Below are 18412 nucleotides of genomic sequence, written 5' to 3'. Positions count from 1 at the left end.
AGCTTTGCCTGTCATACCGCCTGATTGCCGCCGGGCGCCATGCATTCGGTCGACTTGTTGAGCAGGTGCGAATGACGCCCCAAGTCGAAAAATGCTTTAATGCCCAGCGTTTTTTGCCGCTTTTTATCTGCAGCTCGGGTCGATCCATCGATTGCCATGCAAGCCCCGACGCCTAACCCATTCTTTTCTCTGGAAATCCAAAAGCCTTGATTCGTCTGCTGAAGTTTTTCGGGTACTCCATTGTCGCCATCGTTTGCGGGCTGCTGCTCGTGCTCAGCGGGGCTTACCTCTACCTTAGTCCGGGTTTGCCCTCCGTAGAGGCCCTCAGAAGTATCCAGTTGCAGATTCCTTTGCGGGTCTACAGCAGCGATGAAAAACTGATCGCGGAGTTTGGCGAAATGCGCCGCACACCGATCCGTTTTGCCGATATTCCACCCAATTTCATCAGCGCCCTGCTCTCGGCCGAAGACGATAATTTTGCCAACCACTATGGTGTCGACCCCAGCAGCCTGGTGCGTGCGGCCACGCAATTGGTAAAAAGCGGACACATTCAATCCGGCGGCAGCACCATCACCATGCAGGTGGCGAAGAACTTCTTCCTCACCAGCGAGCGCAGCTTTTCGCGCAAGGCCACCGAGATCCTCCTGGCGCTGCAAATCGAACGCCAGCTGACCAAGGATGAGATCCTTGAGCTGTACGTGAACAAGATCTACCTGGGCAACCGCGCCTACGGGATCGAGGCGGCCTCGCAGGTCTACTATGGCAAGTCCATCCGTGACGCCAGCCTGGCGCAGATGGCCATGATCGCCGGCCTGCCCAAGGCGCCTTCACGCTTCAACCCACTGGCCAACCCGGCGCGCAGCAAAGAGCGCCGCGACTGGATCCTGGGGCGCATGTACAAGCTGGGCAAGATCGACCAGGCCGCTTACGAAAGCGCCATCGCCGAGCCGTTGAACGCCAGCTACCACGTACCAACCCCGGAAGTGAACGCGCCGTATATCGCTGAAATGGCGCGTGCCGAGATGGTCGGCCGCTACGGCAGCGAGGCGTATACCGAAGGTTTCCGCGTGACCACCACCGTGCCGAGCGACTTGCAGGACATCGCCAATAATTCGGTGCATTCCGGCCTGATCACCTACGACCAGCGTCACGGCTACCGCGGCCCCGAATCACGCCTGCCGGGCAAGACCCTGAGTGCCTGGACCACCGAACTGGGCAAACAACGTGCGATCAGCGGCCTGGAGCCAGCCATCGTCACCCAGGTGAAGAAAGATGGCGTACAGGTCCTGACCCGCACCGGCGAAGCCCATGTGGCGTGGGACAGCATGAAATGGGCGCGCCCGTTCCTGAACACCAACAGCATGGGCCCGATGCCCAAGCAGCCGTCGGACGTAGCGCAGGTGGGCGATTTGATCCGCGTGCAACGCCAGAAGGACGACAGCCTCAAGTTCAGCCAGGTGCCGTTGGCCCAGGGCGCACTGGTGTCGCTGGACCCACAGAACGGCGCAATCCGCGCCCTGGTCGGTGGTTTCGCGTTCGAGCAGAGCAACTACAACCGCGCCACCCAGGCCAAGCGCCAACCGGGCTCGAGCTTCAAGCCGTTCATCTACAGTGCCGCGCTGGACAACGGCTACACCGCCGCCAGCCTGGTCAACGATGCGCCGATCGTGTTCGTAGACGAGTACCTGGACAAGGTCTGGCGTCCGAAGAACGACACCAACACCTTCCTTGGCCCGATCCGCATCCGCGAAGCGCTCTACAAGTCGCGTAACCTGGTGTCGATCCGCTTGCTGCAGGCGATGGGCGTGGGCAAGACCATCGATTACATGACGCGTTTCGGTTTCGCCAAGTCAGACCTGCCACCCAACCTGTCCCTGGCCCTGGGCACCGCGACCCTCACGCCGATGGAAATCGCCACCGGCTGGAGCACCTTTGCCAACGGCGGCTACAAGATCACGCCGTACCTGATCGACAAGATCGAAAGCCGCAACGGCGACACCCTGTTCACCGCCAACCCGCCACGCGTGCCAGGCGACGTGGTCAACGGCGTGGCCGCCACCGATGGCCTGGCAGCACCGAGCAATGGCGGTATCACCATCGAGCCGACCCCAGGCACGACACCGGCCGCCAACGGTACCCCGGCGGAGCCACAGGCGCCGGCAGTTGCCGAGCGGATTGTCGACGGCCGTACCACTTATATTCTCAACAGCATCCTGGAAGATGTGATCAAGAAGGGTACCGGCCGCCGTGCCCTGGCGCTGAACCGGCCGGACATCGCCGGCAAGACCGGTACCACCAACGAATCCAAGGACGCCTGGTTCTCCGGCTACAACGCCGACTACGTGACAACCGTGTGGACCGGCTATGACCAGCCGGAAAGCCTGGGCCGCCGCGAGTTCGGTGGCACCGTCGCGCTGCCGATCTGGATGAGCTACATGGGCGCAGCCTTGAAGGACAAGCCGCCGCACACCCAGCCGGAGCCGGAAGGCATCCTCAGCCTGCGCATCGACCCGATCAGTGGCCGTGCAGCGTCGCCAAGCACGCCGAACGCGTACTTCGAACTGTTCAAGAGCGAAGACACGCCGCCGTCGGTCAACGAACTGGGCAATGGCGTTGCACCGGGTAGCCCGCTGCCGGCAGATGAAGCGGCGCCGATCGATCTGTTCTGACCTGTAGTGAGCGGGCTTGCCCCGCGCTGGGTGGCGCAGCCGCCCCAATCCAGGCACCGAGTTTCTCTAGCTAGAACCAAGTGCCAGGTGTTGGGGTGGCTTCGCCACCCAGCGCGGGTCAAGCCCGCTCACTACAAAGGCCATCGGCGAACACCACACAGCAAAAAGCCCCGACTCGCGAGAGCCGGGGCTTTTTGTTGGTGCGCTACAACGGCTTAGCCGTTGAACACATCATCCACGCTTTGCAGCGGGTAGTGCTTCGGATACGGCAGGGTGGCCACGCCGGTCTCGATGGCGGCTTTGGCCACGGCATCGGAGATCAGGGTGATCAGGCGCTTATCCATTGGTTTCGGGATGATGTACTCACGACCGAATTCCAGCTTGATGCCACCGTAGGCGTCACACACCTCCTGAGGCACCGGCAGTTTGGCCAGTTCACGCAGGGCATTGGCGGCGGCTACTTTCATCTCTTCGTTGATGCGCTTGGCGCGAACGTCCAGGGCGCCACGGAAGATGAACGGGAAGCCCAGTACGTTGTTGACCTGGTTCGGGTAGTCCGAACGACCGGTGGCCATGATCACGTCGTTACGGGTGGCGTGCGCCAGTTCCGGCGAGATCTCTGGGTCCGGGTTGGAGCAGGCGAACACGATCGGGTTTGCCGCCATGGACTTGAGGCCTTCGGCGCTCAGCAGGTTCGGGCCGGACAGGCCGACGAACACGTCTGCACCGTCAAGGGCGTCAGCCAGGGTGCGCTTGTCGGTGGCGTGGGCAAACATCGCCTTGTACTGGTTCAGGTCGGTACGCTCGGACTGGACCACGCCCTTGCTGTCGACCATGAAGATGTTTTCCAGCTTGGCGCCCATGCTCACCAGCAACTTCATGCAGGAGATGGCCGCAGCGCCGGCGCCCAGGCAGACGATCTGCGCGTCAGCCAGGGTTTTACCAGCGATTTCCAGGGCATTGATCATGCCGGCCGCGGTTACGATCGCGGTGCCGTGTTGGTCATCGTGGAATACCGGAATGTCGCACTGTTCGATCAGGGCCTTTTCGATCTCGAAGCACTCAGGTGCCTTGATGTCTTCCAGGTTGATGCCACCGAAAGTGATGGAAATGCGCTTGACCGTGTCGATGAACGCCTGCGGGCTTTCGGAGTCGACTTCGATGTCGAAAACGTCGATGCCGGCGAAGCGCTTGAACAGCACGCCCTTACCTTCCATGACTGGCTTGGAAGCCAATGGACCGAGGTTACCCAGGCCGAGAATCGCGGTGCCATCGGAAATCACTGCAACCAGGTTGCCTTTGCCGGTGTACTTGTACGCCAGTTCGGGGTCGCGGGCGATTTCACGTACGGGCTCGGCAACACCAGGGCTGTAGGCCAGCGACAGGTCGCGGGCGGTGGCAGTGGCCTTGGTGAGCTCTACACTCAGCTTTCCTGGACGAGGATGGGCATGATATTCGAGAGCGGCAGTTTTCAAATCAGACATATCGGCATTCCGCTTTTACTGTTGGTCGACGGACCGCCGAGGATACGCGTGTCGCAAAGTCCCTACAAGACTGGGTAGTCACAGGTGTCAAGGCCCCAAAGCGCCGTACTTTGGTCTAAGGCCACGGGATACAAGGGCTTAACTGTTCACAATCGAATAAAAAAATGTCTACAATTTTTTATTAATCAGTCAATTTGAGCATGCTGGGGTCGGTCAGTGGCAGCAACCAACGTGCCTGGCCGTTTTTCCGGCCACCCCCTTTGGATCGATCCTGCACCCAGCCACGGGCTTCGATTGTCCTGCCTTGCAGACCACTGAGCAATGCGGAGTCGAACTGGCGAGTGAGTTCGGGTGCAATGCGTAATACCAGTGAGCCCTGCAAGTCGATCCAGATTCCGCCGCGATTGCGTTCGATCTTGCTCACTCGGCCGCTGACCAAGGCGAAGCCGGACTGCTTGAGTTGCACCACACTTTGCACAGGTGATTTGCGCCACAGGCCCAATCGCGCCTGACGGGCGCTGTTTTCAGCAGCCTGCTGACAGGTGACCAGATCGACGTTGGGCGCGACGCCCACTTGGAACCCCAGACCCTCGGCCAGCAGTTGCGCCTCAAGATTCTCGCCATCAGCGCCGTAAAGGTGGGCCAAGGTACGGCCGTAACGGTCCTTGCTCTCGCGCCCCAACACCAAGCCAACCCGGTCGCCACTGGCCTCAACCAACGCCTGCAGACGCTGGCGGGCCGCAACGGCATACGGCTCGTCGGAGCGGCCTTGCTTGCCGGTTTCAGGCGCATTGAGGCCGATCATCCGCACACTGCGGCCATCCTTGAGGCGTACTGTGTCGCCATCCACCACACGCTGCACGTCCACCCGGGCCAGGGCGGCCGGCGCGGGGCAAAACACGCCGGCCTGTGCGACTGAAAGCCAAATCCCAGGCACAAAAAAGGCGCCCACAAGGGACGCCTTTTTCAACAGCTGGCAAAAGCCCATAAGGCTTTTGAGCCTTACTCTGCTGGAGTAGTAGCAGGCTTCTTGCCGAAAGCACCAAAGCGATCTGCGAAGCGCTGTACACGGCCGCCGGTGTCCAGAGTTTTCTGCTTACCGGTGTAGAACGGGTGGCACTCGTTGCATACGTCAGTACCCAGTGGCTTGCACAGGTTCGAACGGGTTTCGAACTTGTTGCCGCAGCTGCAGGTGACTTCGATGGTTTCGTACGCTGGATGGATATCGGCTTTCATGGCACTTCCTCGGGCTAGCGTGCCGCCACTCGACACTATTGTCGAATACCGCACGTAATTAGGCCGCGGATTCTACCAGACCTTTTCAATCGCGCAAGCCGCACATCCGGCGGAAAACCTCCTTTCATCAGAAAACCGTGGCATACCCAAGCCCTCCCCTGTCTGCTAGGCTCCCGCCCCTGCGCCACCGCCTGCCTTTATATGAGACCCCCCGCGTGCCCGACGCCATTCTGCGCCTAGCCCTGCCCTCGCCCCTGCGCCGCCTGTTCGATTACCGGGCGCCAGCCGGTGTACTGCGCGCGCAGTTGCAACCGGGCATGCGTGTGCGCGTGCCGTTCGGGCGCCGAGAGATGATCGGCATTCTGGTGGAAGTCACCGATCACAGCGAAGTACCGGCCGAAAAACTCAAGCCTGCCCTGGCCATCCTCGACGCCACCCCACCACTACCACCCGCGCTGTTCAAGCTGTGCCTGTGGACCGCCCAGTATTACCAGCACAGCCTGGGCGACACCTTGAGCTGGGCGTTGCCGGTGCTGCTGCGCCAGGGCGAACTGGCCGAAGCGCGCCAGGAACGCTTCTGGTCGATGGTGCCCGGCGCGCGCCTCGACGACCCGCGTATCGCCCGCGCGCCGCGCCAGCGCGAGGCCCTGGCCACGCTGGCGCAGCATCCCCATGGCGTGGCGCATCAGCTGCTGAGCAAGCTGATGCTGAGCAAAGACAGCCTCGACCTGCTGCTCGCCAAAGGCCTGGTGCAGGTGGAAATCCGCAAGCACGCCCCCGACGCCCGCCACGAACACTGGCTGGCCCAGCCGGAATTGCCGCTGAACCCCGAGCAACGCGCCGCCTACGAAGCGATTCGCGCAGGCTTCGACAGCTTCCACGCGTTCCTGCTGGCCGGCGTCACGGGCAGCGGCAAAACCGAAGTCTATTTGCAGTTGATCCGCGAGACCCTGCAAGCCGGCAAACAGGCGCTGGTGCTGATCCCCGAGATCAACCTCGGCCCGCAAACCCTGGCGCGCTTCGAGCAGCGCTTCAATGCGCGCATCGCCCTGGTGCACTCGGCAGTCAACGACCGTGAGCGCCTGGAGTCGTGGCTGGCGGCGCGGGACGGCGAGGCCGACATTATTATCGGCACCCGTTCGGCGCTGTTCACCCCGATGAAAAACCCCGGGCTGATCATCATCGACGAGGAGCACGACGGCTCCTATAAACAGCAGGAAGGCCTGCGCTACCACGCCCGCGACCTGGCGCTGGTGCGCGCTCGCCAGGAAGACATCCCGATTGTGCTGGGCTCGGCCACGCCGTCCCTGGAAAGCCTGCACAACGCCTACACCGGTCGTTACGGCCTGCTGCGCCTCAACGAACGGGCGGGCGGCGCCAAGCAACCACGTTTCCTGCGCCTGGACGTCAAAAGCCGCCCGCTGGACAGCGGCATTTCCGGGCCGATGCAGCAAGCCATCGGCCAGACCCTCGCCGCTGGTCAGCAGGTGCTGGTGTTTCTCAATCGCCGGGGTTTTGCGCCGACCCTGCTGTGCCATGACTGCGGCTGGATGTCCGAGTGCGAGCGCTGCGACGCGCGCATGACCGTGCACCAGCGCCACGGCGAACTGCGCTGCCACCACTGCGGCCATGTGGAGCGGGTGCCGCGCCATTGCCCGCAGTGCGGCAAAGTCGACCTGCGACCGGTAGGCGCAGGCACCGAGCGTGCCGAAGAGCGCCTGGGCATCCTGTTCCCGGATTACCCGGTGCTGCGGGTCGACCGTGACAGCACGTCGCGCAAAGACGCGATGAACCAGCTGTTTGCCACCATCCAGAAAGGCCAGCCGTGCATCCTCATCGGCACGCAGATGCTTGCCAAGGGGCATCACTTTCCACGGGTGACCCTGGTGTCGATCCTTGATGCGGACGGTGGGCTGTTCTCCGGGGATTTCCGCGCCAGCGAGCGCATGGCGCAGTTGATCGTACAGGTCGCGGGCCGTGCGGGCCGTGCCGAGGAGCCTGGCCGGGTGATTATCCAGACGCACCTGGCCGACCATCCGTTGCTGATCCAGCTCACCGAACAAGGCTACTTCGCCTTCGCCGAACAGGCCCTGAGCGAACGTCGCGCCGCCGGCTTGCCGCCGTTTTCCCACTTGGCATTGCTGCGCGCCGAAGCGCACAAACCAGGGCAGGCCGAAGGTTTCCTGGATGAAGCGTGCAGCGCGGCAGAACGTTTGCTCGGCGAGCTGGGGCTGAGCGGCATCGAACTGCTCGGCCCGGTGCCTGCGCCCATGGAGCGCCGTGCCGGGCGCTATCGCGCTCAGCTACTCTTGCAGGCAACCTCCCGCGCGCCGCTGCACCGGCTATTAAGTAGTTGGTTGCTTGCCCTGGAGCAAATGCCCAGCGGCCGGCAAGTGCGATGGTCGTTGGACGTTGACCCGGTAGATTTGTATTAACCCTGGCCACAGGTCCCGCGAAGGTTGGCAAGCTCGCCCTCGCCACGGATAATGCCCAGTTTTTCCACCTGCGCATCGCGCGCCGCCGCTTGCGGTCGAAAGAGAACACCATGAAAGACACCATTCGCCAGCTGATCCAACAAGCCCTCACCCAACTCGTCAACGAAGGTGTGTTGCCTGAAGGCCTGTCGCCGGCGATCCAGGTGGAAAACACCCGCGACAAGACCCACGGCGACTTCGCCAGCAACATTGCGATGATGCTGTCCAAGCCGGCCGGCATGAAACCGCGCGACCTCGCGGAAAAAATCATCGCCGCGCTGCCTGCCGACGAAAGCGTCACCAAGGCCGAGATCGCCGGCCCCGGTTTTATCAACTTCTTCCAGAACACCCAGGCCCTGGCTTCGCGCCTGGATGCCGCCTTGGCCGACGCCAGGATCGGCGTGCGCAAGGCCGGCCCACTGCAGCGCGTGGTCATCGACCTGTCGGCACCGAACCTGGCCAAAGAGATGCACGTGGGCCACCTGCGCTCCACCATCATCGGCGACGGCGTGGCGCGGGTGCTGGAGTTCCTCGGCGACACCGTGATCCGTCAGAACCATGTGGGCGACTGGGGCACCCAGTTCGGCATGCTGATGGCTTACCTGCAAGAGAACCCGATCACCAGCAACGAGCTGTCGGACCTGGAAAACTTCTACCGCGCCGCCAAGAAGCGCTTCGACGAATCCGAAGAGTTCGCCGACCGCGCCCGTGGCCTGGTGGTCAAGCTGCAAGCCGGCGATCAGGAATGCCTGGCGCTGTGGAACCGCTTCCGTGAGATCTCGCTGTCGCACTGCCAGGAAATCTACGAGTTGCTCAACGTCAAGCTGACCATGGCCGACGTGATGGGCGAAAGCGCCTACAACGACGACCTGATCAATGTGGTCAACGACCTCAAGGCCGCCGGGCTGCTGGTGGAAAGCAACGGCGCGCAGTGCGTGTTCCTCGAAGAGTTCAAGACCGCCGACGGCGAGCCGCTGCCGGTGATCATCGTCAAGGCCGATGGCGGCTACCTGTATGCCACCACCGACCTGGCGGCCGTGCGCTACCGCAGTGGCGTGCTCAAGGCGGATCGTGCGCTGTATTTCGTCGACCAGCGCCAGGCCCTGCACTTCCAGCAGGTGTTTGAAGTAGCACGCCGCGCAGGCTTCGTCACCCACCCGATGCACATGGAACACATGGGCTTCGGCACCATGAACGGCGCCGACGGCCGCCCGTTCAAGACCCGTGACGGCGGCACCGTGAAGCTGATCGACCTGCTGACCGAAGCCCAGGAACGTGCCTACAACCTGGTGAAGGAAAAGAACCCGGAGCTGGCCGAGGCAGACCTGCGCAACATCGCCCGCGTGGTGGGCATTGGCGCGGTGAAATACGCCGACCTGTCCAAGCACCGCACCAGCGACTACAGCTTCAACTTCGAGCTGATGCTCAATTTCGAAGGCAACACCGCACCGTACCTGCTGTACGCCTACACCCGTGTGGCCGGCGTGTTCCGCAAGCTGGGCAAGGACTTCAGCGAAGTTGAAGGGCACATCGTGCTGGACGCCCCGCACGAGCAGGAACTGGCTGCCAAGCTGGCGCAATTCGGCGAAGTGCTGAACAGCGTCGGCGAGAAAGGTACGCCGCACATCCTGTGCACCTACCTGTATGAAGTCGCCGGCCTGTTCTCCAGCTTCTATGAGAACTGCCCGATCCTGACCGCCGACGACGAAGCCCAGAAGCAAAGCCGCCTGCGCCTCGCCGCCCTGGCGGGACGGACCCTCAAGCAAGGCCTGGAACTGTTGGGCCTGGAAACACTGGAGCGTATGTAAGTTGGCTGCCAAGAAAAAACCAGCACCCAAGCGCGGCGCCAGCCGCTACCAGGCCCCGGCGAAGAAGCCGATCCCGGGCTGGTTGTGGATGGCGATCGGCCTCACCGTCGGCGCGTTTATCGTGTTCCTGATGAAACTGGATCCGGGCAAGGGCGATGACGTCAAACGGGTCAAGCAGGAGCAGCAGAAAGCCACGAAAATGGCCGAAGCCAACAAGACTGCGCCGAGCCCGACTGCCCCGGTGAAGCCGAAGTACGACTTCTACACGCTGTTGCCCGAATCGGAAGTGATCGTGCCGCCGGACGCCGTGCCGGAGAAAACCCTGCCGACGCCGCAAGTGCCGACCACCCCGGTCACCCCGGCGGAAGCCGCGAAGATCGACACGGCGCGTGCCCAGGCCGCATTGGCCGGGATCACCCCGCCGCCAGCCCCGCCGGTGGCCGAGACCAAGGCCGCGCCGGTAACCAAGTTCTTCCTGCAAGCGGGCTCGTTCCCCAAACAGGCAGATGCGGATCGCGTGCGGGCGCAGATCATTCTGCTGGGCCAATCGGTGACGGTGGAGTCCGGCACTGTGAAGGATGCGACTTGGTATCGCGTACTGGTGGGTCCGTTCAGCAACCGTGAACAGCTGACTGTGGCGCAGAAGCAACTGGCTGGCGCGGGCTTTAGCAACCTGTTGTTACAACAACGCCAGAGCCGCTGACCTTCAGCCAACCTGGATCAAATGTGGGAGGGGGCTTGCCCCCGATAGCAGTAGATCAGTCAGCATTTTCGGCGACTGACACAATGCCATCGGGGGCAAGCCCCCTCCCACATTTGGTTTTGCAGCGCACTGGAATGTGTGTCAGACCATTGAGCGCCACTCGTCCGCCATAACCCCCTACGGTTGAAATCCCCCCCGCCACCCCCATATGAGTTTCCATCAGGGCATTTTCGCCCCGCTGCGTGGAGACTCTCCCCTTGACCACCATCGTTTCAGTACGTCGCCACGGCAAAGTCGTCATGGGCGGCGACGGCCAGGTTTCCCTGGGCAATACCGTGATGAAAGGCAACGCCAAGAAAGTGCGTCGCCTGTACCACGGCCAGGTTCTCGCGGGCTTTGCCGGCGCTACCGCCGACGCCTTCACCCTGTTCGAACGTTTCGAAGGCCAGCTGGAGAAACACCAGGGCCACCTCGTGCGCGCCGCCGTCGAACTCGCCAAAGAATGGCGCACCGACCGCTCCCTCAGCCGCCTGGAAGCCATGCTGGCCGTCGCCAACAAAGACGCGTCCCTGATCATCACCGGCAACGGCGATGTGGTTGAGCCCGAACATGGCCTGATCGCCATGGGTTCCGGCGGTGGCTATGCCCAAGCGGCAGCCAGCGCACTGTTGAAGAAAACCGACCTGTCGGCCCGCGAAATCGTCGAGACCGCCCTGGGTATCGCCGGCGATATCTGCGTGTTCACCAACCACAACTTCACCATTGAGGAGCAGGACCTCGCCGAGTAAGCCGTAGGCTTATTCCCGCTTGAGGCCGCCAAACATTATGTCCATGACTCCCCGCGAAATCGTCCATGAACTCAACCGCCATATCATCGGCCAGGACGATGCCAAGCGCGCCGTAGCCATCGCGCTGCGTAACCGCTGGCGCCGGATGCAACTGCCCGAAGAACTGCGCGTTGAAGTAACGCCGAAGAACATCCTGATGATCGGCCCTACAGGCGTCGGTAAAACCGAGATCGCCCGCCGCCTGGCCAAGCTGGCCAACGCGCCGTTCATCAAGGTCGAAGCCACCAAGTTCACCGAAGTGGGCTATGTGGGCCGTGACGTCGAGTCGATCATCCGTGACTTGGCCGACGCTGCCTTGAAGATGCTGCGCGAACAGGAAATGACCAAGGTCAGCCATCGCGCCGAAGACGCCGCCGAAGAACGCATTCTCGACGCCCTGCTGCCACCGGCACGCATGGGCTTCAATGAAGACGCCGCACCGGCCTCGGATTCCAACACCCGCCAACTGTTCCGCAAGCGCCTGCGCGAAGGCCAGCTGGATGACAAGGAAATCGAGATCGAAGTCGCCGAAGTCTCCGGTGTCGACATCTCTGCCCCGCCTGGCATGGAAGAAATGACCAGCCAGTTGCAGAACCTGTTCGCCAACATGGGTAAGGGCAAGAAGAAAAGCCGCAAGCTCAAGGTCAAGGACGCCCTGAAGCTGGTGCGCGATGAAGAAGCCGGGCGCCTGGTGAATGAGGAAGAACTCAAGGCCAAGGCCCTGGAGGCGGTCGAGCAGCATGGAATCGTGTTTATCGACGAGATCGACAAGGTGGCCAAGCGCGGCAACTCCGGCGGCGTCGATGTGTCCCGTGAAGGCGTACAGCGCGACCTGCTACCGCTGATCGAAGGCTGCACCGTGAACACCAAGCTGGGCATGGTCAAGACCGACCACATCCTGTTTATCGCCTCCGGTGCCTTCCACCTGAGCAAGCCAAGCGACCTGGTGCCGGAGCTGCAAGGCCGCCTGCCGATCCGCGTGGAATTGAAGGCGCTGACCCCGGGCGACTTCGAACGCATCCTCAGCGAGCCGCACGCCTCGCTCACCGAGCAGTACCGTGAACTGCTGAAAACCGAAGGCTTGGGCATCGAGTTCCAGCCAGACGGCATCAAGCGCCTGGCGGAGATTGCCTGGCAGGTCAACGAGAAGACCGAGAACATCGGTGCCCGTCGCCTGCACACCTTGCTGGAGCGGCTGCTGGAGGAAGTGTCCTTCAGTGCCGGCGACCTGGCCGGTGCGCAGAATGGCGAAGTGATCAAGATCGACGCTGAATACGTCAACAGCCACTTGGGCGAATTGGCACAGAACGAAGACTTGTCGCGCTATATTCTGTAAGCCTCACACAGAATCGCTTCGCTTCAATGTGGGAGGGGGCTTGCCCCCGATGGCGGTCTGTCAGACAACTATGTACTGACTGACACACTGCTATCGGGGGCAAGCCCCCTCCCACATTTTGAGGCCGGTTCCATCAGGATTATTGCCAATGTCGAAATTTCCTACTGCTGTAAACCTCCACAAAACCTCCAACACCCTCGGCCTCACCTACGGGCCCGACGAGGTGTACCAGCTCCCTGCCGAACTGCTGCGCACCCACTCGCCTTCCGCCGAGGTCCAGGGCCACGGCAAACCGATCCTGCAATTCGGCAAACTCCACGTGAAGTTGATCAAGATCGAACCGGCCGGCCAGTACGCATTGAAATTGACCTTCGACGATGGGCATGACAGCGGACTGTTCACCTGGGACTACCTCTACCAGTTGGCCGTGCGTCAGGACGCGCTGTGGGCCGACTATCTTGCTGAACTCAAAGCTGCCGGCAAAACCCGCGACCCGAGCGAGTCGGTCGTACGGCTGATGCTCTAGCTCAGGCCTCTTGCTCTTTAGAGCGCATTTTCTAATTTCATCTGCTTGAATGCCCTGTCGCATGGCCAACGATTGGCCCGCTTGCGAAAAAAATTAAACTCGGGTAACCAATGGAACTGGCAAGTTCCCTGCATTTGACGATGCGGTATCAACGGTCACCCGAGTCGCAGTACCAGGCTTGTGTTGTGTATCGAAACTGGGTGCGCAGCGGTCCCCGGTACTCGTCTTTCGGACAATGGAGCGTCGTAGATGAGTAACAAGAACAACGATGACTTGAAACGCCAGGCCTCGGAAAACACTCTGGGGCTCAACCCGATCATCGCGTTACGTAAAAAGGATTTACTCGCCTCGGCGAAGATGGTGCTGACCCAAGCCATCAAGCAACCGTTGCACAGCGTCAAGCACGTCGCTCATTTTGGCGTCGAGCTCAAGAATGTGATGTTTGGCAAATCCGCACTGGTGCCGGAGAGCGATGATCGTCGCTTCACCGATCCGGCCTGGAGCCAGAACCCGCTCTACAAGCGCTACCTGCAAACCTACCTGGCGTGGCGCAAGGAACTGCACGACTGGATCGGCGACAGCAACCTGTCGGAACAGGACATCAGCCGCGGCCATTTCGTGATCAACCTGATGACCGAAGCCATGGCGCCTACCAACAGCGCGGCCAACCCGGCGGCGGTCAAACGTTTCTTTGAAACCGGCGGCAAGAGCCTGCTCGACGGCCTGTCCCACCTGGCCAAGGACATGGTGCACAACGGCGGCATGCCGAGCCAGGTCAACATGGGCGCCTTTGAAGTGGGCAAGACCCTTGGCACCACCGAAGGCGCGGTGGTGTTTCGCAATGACGTGCTGGAGTTGATCCAGTACAAGCCGATCACCGAACAGGTGCACGAACGCCCGCTGCTGGTGGTGCCGCCACAGATCAACAAATTCTATGTATTCGACCTGAGCCCGGAGAAGAGCCTGGCGCGCTTTTGCCTGCGCAATGGCCAGCAGACGTTCATCGTCAGCTGGCGCAACCCGACCAAGGCCCAGCGCGAGTGGGGCCTGTCGACCTATATCGAAGCGCTGAAAGAAGCCGTCGACGTGGTCACCGCGATCACCGGCAGCAAAGACGTGAATATGCTCGGCGCCTGCTCCGGCGGCATCACCTGCACCGCCCTCTTGGGGCACTACGCGGCGCTGGGGGAGAAGAAGGTCAACGCCCTGACCCTGCTGGTGAGCGTGCTGGACACCACGCTGGACACCCAGGTGGCGCTCTTCGTTGACGAGCAGACCCTGGAGGCGGCCAAGCGCCATTCCTACCAGGCCGGCGTGCTCGAAGGCCGCGACATGGCCAAGGTGTTCGCCTGGATGCGCCCCAACGACCTGATCTGGAACTACTGGGTGAACAACTACCTGCTGGGCAACGAGCCGCCGGTGTTCGACATCCTGTTCTGGAACAACGACACCACGCGCTTGCCGGCGGCGTTCCATGGCGACCTGATCGAGCTGTTCAAGAACAACCCACTGGTACGCGCCAACGCCCTGGAAGTGTGCGGCACGCCCATCGACCTCAAGCAGGTCACCGCCGATATCTATTCACTGGCCGGCACCAACGACCACATCACGCCGTGGCAGTCCTGCTACAAGTCGGCGCAGCTGTTTGGTGGCAAGGTCGAGTTCGTGCTGTCGAGCAGCGGGCATATCCAGAGCATCCTCAACCCGCCGGGCAACCCCAAGGCGCGCTACCAGACCAGCGACGGCCTGGCGGGCAAGCCGCTTGAGTGGCAGGAGAATGCGACCAAGCATACGGATTCGTGGTGGCTGCATTGGCAGGCATGGCAGGCGGAGCGAGCGGGCAAGTTGAAGAAGGCTCCGACGAGTTTGGGTAACAAAACCTACGCCGCAGCAGAGGCCGCGCCAGGCACCTACGTACACGAACGCTAAATTGAAATGCATTCAAATGTGGGAGGGGGCTTGCCCCCGATGGCTGACTGTCCGTTGATACAACTGTAACTGCCACACCGCTATCGGGGGCAAGCGCCCTCCCACATTGAGCGCATTCCGGCTGTAACACTTCACAGGGTTTGAGCATGCCGCAACCGTTCATCTTCCGTACCATCGACCTGGATGGCCAGACCATCCGCACGGCGGTACGCCCGGGCAAGCCTCACTTGACGCCGTTGCTGATCTTCAATGGCATCGGCGCCAACCTTGAGTTGGTGTTTCCGTTCGTCCAGGCACTGGACCCGGACCTGGAAGTGATCGCCTTCGATGTGCCCGGCGTGGGCGGTTCGTCGACGCCCAATCGGCCGTACCGTTTTCCCGGTTTGGCCAAACTCACCGCGCGCATGCTCGACTACCTGGACTATGGCCAGGTGAATGCAGTGGGCGTGTCCTGGGGTGGCGCGTTGGCGCAGCAGTTTGCCTATGACTACCCGGAGCGGTGCAAGAAGTTGATCCTCGCAGCCACGGCGGCGGGTGCGGTGATGGTGCCGGGCAAGCCGAAGGTGCTGTGGCTGATGGCCAGCCCGCGCCGCTACATCCAGCCGTCCCACGTGGTGCGCATCGCGCCGATGATCTACGGTGGCTCGTTCCGCCGCGATTCGAAACTGGCTGCCGAACACGCCAGCAAAGTGCGCTCGGCCGGCAAGCTTGGCTACTACTGGCAACTGTTCGCCGGGTTGGGCTGGACCAGCATCCACTGGCTGCACAAGATCCGCCAGCCTACCCTGGTGCTGGCGGGGGACGATGACCCGCTGATCCCGCTGATCAACATGCGCATGCTCGCCTGGCGCATTCCCAATGCACAGTTGCACATCATCGATGACGGCCACCTGTTCCTGATCACCCGGGCCGAAGCCGTGGCGCCGATCATCATGAAGTTTCTTGAAGAGGAGCGCATGCGCGCGGTGATTCATCCGCGACCGGCCGTGTAAGGACCACACCGCCGCGCAACTTGCCAGGAACCGACTATGGTTCTGAATTGGCGTGCCTGTTTGATGGCTTGACGAAGGAGTGTTGGCTCATGCGAGAAAGACCCGTGACGAACCCGGCGCCCACCCCCGCCGCGTTCATCAACGCGCAAAATGCGATCACCGGCCTGCGCGGCCGGGATTTGCTGTCGACCCTGCGCAGCGTGGCTGCCCATGGCTTGCGCAACCCGGTGCATACCGTTCGGCACGCCTGGGCGTTGAGCGGGCAACTGGGCCGCGTGCTGCTCGGTGAAACCGTGCACGAACCCAACCCCAACGACAGCCGTTTCAACGACCCCACCTGGAAGCTCAACCCCCTGTACCGGCGCAGCCTGCAGGCCTATTTGAGCTGGCAGAAACAGACACGCCACTGGATCGATGACAGCACCCTCAGCGCCGATGACCGGGCCCGTGCGCACTTTGCCTTCTCCTTGCTCAACGATGCGGTCTCGCCATCCAACACCCTGCTCAACCCGCTGGCGATCAAGGAGCTGCTCAACTCCGGCGGCAACAGCGTGGTGCGCGGGGTGAGCAACCTGTTCGAGGACCTGCTGCACAACAATGGCCTGCCGCGCCAGGTGAGCAAGCACGCCTTCGAAGTGGGCAAGACGGTCGCCACCACCCCCGGCTCGGTGGTGTTTCGCAATGAGCTGCTGGAGCTGATCCAGTACAAGCCCATGAGCGAAAAACAGTACGCCAAGCCGCTGCTGATCGTGCCGCCGCAGATCAACAAGTACTACATCTTCGACCTGAGCCCGGCCAACAGCTTTGTGCAGTACGCCCTGAAAAACGGCCTGCAGACCTTCATGGTCAGCTGGCGCAACCCGGATGTGCGGCATCGCGAATGGGGCCTCTCAACCTATGTCGCCGCGCTGGAGGAAGCGCTCAACGTCTGTCGCGCGATCAGCGGGGCCCGCGAGGTCAACCTGATGGGCGCCTGCGCGGGCGGCCTGACCATCGCCGCGCTGCAAGGCCACTTGCAGGCCAAGCGTCAGCTGCGGCGCATCTCCAGCGCGAGTTACCTGGTGAGCCTGCTGGACAGCCAGATCGACAGCCCTGCCACCCTGTTCGCCGACGAGCAGACCCTGGAAGCCGCCAAGCGCCGCTCCTACCAGCAAGGCGTGCTCGACGGCCGCGACATGGCCAAGGTGTTCGCCTGGATGCGCCCCAATGACCTGATCTGGAACTACTGGATCAACAACTACCTGCTGGGCAAGGAGCCGCCAGCCTTCGACATCCTGTACTGGAACAACGACAACACGCGCCTGCCCGCCGCCTTGCACGGCGACCTGCTGGACTTCTTCAAGCACAACCCGCTGAGCCATCCCGGCGGCCTGGAAGTCTGTGGCACGCCCATCGATTTGCAGAAGGTCACAGTGGACAGTTTCAGCGTGGCCGGCATCAACGACCACATCACGCCGTGGGATGCGGTGTACCGCTCCACCCAGTTGCTGGGCGGTGAGCGGCGCTTTGTGCTGTCCAACAGCGGGCATATCCAGAGCATTCTCAACCCGCCGGGCAACCCCAAGGCCAACTACGTCGAGAACCTCAAGCTGAGCAGCGACCCACGTGCCTGGTACTACGACGCCGACCATGTCGAAGGCAGCTGGTGGCCGCGGTGGCTGGAGTGGATCCAGCAGCGTTCCGGCGTGCAACGCGAAACCCTCACCGCCCTGGGCAACCAGAATTACCCACCGATGGAAGCGGCACCGGGCACTTACGTGCGCGTACGCTGAGCTCAACGATCACATTAAGAAGACTGGATGAAGACCCGCGACCGTATCCTTGAATGTGCCCTGCAATTGTTCAACCAGAAGGGCGAACCCAACGTGTCGACCATGGAGGTGGCCAATGAAATGGGGATCAGCCCCGGCAACCTCTACTACCATTTCCATGGCAAGGAGCCCTTGGTGCTCGGGCTGTTCGAGCGCTTCCAGAATGAACTGACGCCCTTGCTCGACCCACCGGCAGACGCGCAACTGGAACCACAGGACTACTGGCTGTTCCTGCACCTGATCGTCGAGCGCATGGCGCATTACCGGTTCCTGTTCCAGGACCTGTCAAACCTGGCGGGGCGCCTGCCGAAATTGGCCAAGGGCATCCGCAACCTGCTCACGGCGCTCAAGCGCACCTTGGCGTCCCTGCTTGCGCGACTGAAGGCCGCCGGCCAGTTGGCCAGCGATACCCAGGCACTGGGGCAGCTGGTGGAACAGATCACCATGACCTTGCTGTTCTCCCTGGATTACCAGCGCATTCTCGACCGGGAAGGCGAAGTGCGAGTGGCGGTCTACCAGGTCATGATGCTGGTCGCGCCGCACTTGTTGTCGCCGGCGCGACAGGCCATTGAACAATTAGCGCTACGTTACCTGGATAATGCGAATTAACTTTCGAA

At 62.0% G+C, this 18412-nt stretch carries 15 protein-coding genes; 11 read left to right on the top strand and 4 right to left on the bottom strand.

What is annotated here, in order from left to right:
* Positions 1-11 precede the first annotated feature (11 nt).
* Positions 12-158: a hypothetical protein gene (locus tag BLR69_RS30825; protein ID WP_156682174.1), complete on the bottom strand. Its 147-nt coding sequence runs from the start codon at positions 156-158 to the stop codon at positions 12-14.
* Positions 159-209: 51 nt separating this feature from the next.
* Here BLR69_RS30825 and BLR69_RS23705 point away from each other — a divergent pair, with 51 nt between their 5' ends.
* Entirely contained in the window at positions 210-2669 is a 2460-nt protein-coding gene (locus BLR69_RS23705) for a penicillin-binding protein 1A (RefSeq protein ID WP_371858609.1), read from the top strand.
* A gap of 215 nt (positions 2670-2884) precedes the next feature.
* Here the strand turns inward: BLR69_RS23705 and BLR69_RS23700 are convergent, their stop codons facing one another.
* The 3 genes from BLR69_RS23700 to rpmE form a co-directional block, all read right to left on the bottom strand.
* Entirely contained in the window at positions 2885-4153 is a 1269-nt protein-coding gene (locus tag BLR69_RS23700) for a malic enzyme-like NAD(P)-binding protein (RefSeq protein ID WP_071497103.1), read from the bottom strand.
* Positions 4154-4334: 181 nt separating this feature from the next.
* Complete coding sequence (locus BLR69_RS23695) at positions 4335-5141, bottom strand: thermonuclease family protein (RefSeq protein ID WP_071497102.1); 807 nt, start codon at positions 5139-5141, stop codon at positions 4335-4337.
* Positions 5142-5155: 14 nt separating this feature from the next.
* Entirely contained in the window at positions 5156-5389 is a 234-nt protein-coding gene (gene rpmE, locus BLR69_RS23690) for a 50S ribosomal protein L31 (protein WP_071497101.1), read from the bottom strand.
* A gap of 215 nt (positions 5390-5604) precedes the next feature.
* Between rpmE and BLR69_RS23685 the strand changes: the two genes are divergently transcribed.
* From BLR69_RS23685 to BLR69_RS23640, 10 genes are all read left to right on the top strand, one after another.
* Positions 5605-7824, top strand: coding sequence for a primosomal protein N' (locus tag BLR69_RS23685; RefSeq protein ID WP_071497100.1), 2220 nt, complete (start codon positions 5605-5607; stop codon positions 7822-7824).
* 110 nt (positions 7825-7934) lie between these two features.
* A complete protein-coding gene (argS, locus tag BLR69_RS23680; RefSeq protein WP_071497099.1) occupies positions 7935-9671 on the top strand; it encodes an arginine--tRNA ligase in 1737 nt (578 codons plus the stop codon).
* A gap of 1 nt (position 9672) precedes the next feature.
* A complete protein-coding gene (locus BLR69_RS23675) occupies positions 9673-10374 on the top strand; it encodes an SPOR domain-containing protein (protein ID WP_025858692.1) in 702 nt (233 codons plus the stop codon).
* Between the two features lie 257 nt (positions 10375-10631).
* The gene (gene hslV / locus BLR69_RS23670) at positions 10632-11162 is read left to right on the top strand and encodes an ATP-dependent protease subunit HslV (RefSeq protein ID WP_010563201.1); all 531 of its coding nucleotides are present in this window, start codon (positions 10632-10634) and stop codon (positions 11160-11162) included.
* A gap of 37 nt (positions 11163-11199) precedes the next feature.
* Positions 11200-12537, top strand: coding sequence for an ATP-dependent protease ATPase subunit HslU (hslU, locus tag BLR69_RS23665; protein ID WP_071497098.1), 1338 nt, complete (start codon positions 11200-11202; stop codon positions 12535-12537).
* A 148-nt stretch (positions 12538-12685) separates the two neighbouring features.
* Positions 12686-13063, top strand: a complete 378-nt coding sequence (locus BLR69_RS23660) for a gamma-butyrobetaine hydroxylase-like domain-containing protein (protein ID WP_071497097.1) — start codon at positions 12686-12688, stop codon at positions 13061-13063.
* A 249-nt stretch (positions 13064-13312) separates the two neighbouring features.
* On the top strand, positions 13313-14992 hold the full coding sequence (gene phaC, locus BLR69_RS23655; protein ID WP_071492375.1) for a class II poly(R)-hydroxyalkanoic acid synthase: 1680 nt from the start codon (positions 13313-13315) through the stop codon (positions 14990-14992).
* 146 nt (positions 14993-15138) lie between these two features.
* Positions 15139-15984, top strand: a complete 846-nt coding sequence (phaZ, locus tag BLR69_RS23650) for a poly(3-hydroxyalkanoate) depolymerase (protein WP_016979176.1) — start codon at positions 15139-15141, stop codon at positions 15982-15984.
* An 89-nt stretch (positions 15985-16073) separates the two neighbouring features.
* Entirely contained in the window at positions 16074-17756 is a 1683-nt protein-coding gene (gene phaC, locus BLR69_RS23645) for a class II poly(R)-hydroxyalkanoic acid synthase (RefSeq protein WP_071497096.1), read from the top strand.
* 27 nt (positions 17757-17783) lie between these two features.
* Positions 17784-18404, top strand: coding sequence for a TetR/AcrR family transcriptional regulator (locus tag BLR69_RS23640; protein WP_071497095.1), 621 nt, complete (start codon positions 17784-17786; stop codon positions 18402-18404).
* Positions 18405-18412 lie beyond the last annotated feature (8 nt).

The sequence above is a fragment of the Pseudomonas azotoformans genome (assembly GCF_900103345.1).
GTDB lineage: Bacteria > Pseudomonadota > Gammaproteobacteria > Pseudomonadales > Pseudomonadaceae > Aquipseudomonas > Aquipseudomonas azotoformans.
This window is presented reverse-complemented; position numbering and strand designations above follow the sequence as displayed.

Coding starts and splice junctions, on each gene's coding strand:
- phaC (WP_071492375.1), top strand. CDS start 13,313: ATGAGTAACAAGAACAACGATGACTTGAAACGCCAGGCCTCGGAAAAC.
- BLR69_RS30825 (WP_156682174.1), bottom strand. CDS start 158: ATGGCAATCGATGGATCGACCCGAGCTGCAGATAAAAAGCGGCAAAAA.
- rpmE (WP_071497101.1), bottom strand. CDS start 5,389: ATGAAAGCCGATATCCATCCAGCGTACGAAACCATCGAAGTCACCTGC.
- BLR69_RS23700 (WP_071497103.1), bottom strand. CDS start 4,153: ATGTCTGATTTGAAAACTGCCGCTCTCGAATATCATGCCCATCCTCGT.
- BLR69_RS23695 (WP_071497102.1), bottom strand. CDS start 5,141: ATGGGCTTTTGCCAGCTGTTGAAAAAGGCGTCCCTTGTGGGCGCCTTT.
- phaZ (WP_016979176.1), top strand. CDS start 15,139: ATGCCGCAACCGTTCATCTTCCGTACCATCGACCTGGATGGCCAGACC.
- phaC (WP_071497096.1), top strand. CDS start 16,074: ATGCGAGAAAGACCCGTGACGAACCCGGCGCCCACCCCCGCCGCGTTC.
- hslU (WP_071497098.1), top strand. CDS start 11,200: ATGTCCATGACTCCCCGCGAAATCGTCCATGAACTCAACCGCCATATC.
- BLR69_RS23660 (WP_071497097.1), top strand. CDS start 12,686: ATGTCGAAATTTCCTACTGCTGTAAACCTCCACAAAACCTCCAACACC.
- argS (WP_071497099.1), top strand. CDS start 7,935: ATGAAAGACACCATTCGCCAGCTGATCCAACAAGCCCTCACCCAACTC.
- BLR69_RS23640 (WP_071497095.1), top strand. CDS start 17,784: ATGAAGACCCGCGACCGTATCCTTGAATGTGCCCTGCAATTGTTCAAC.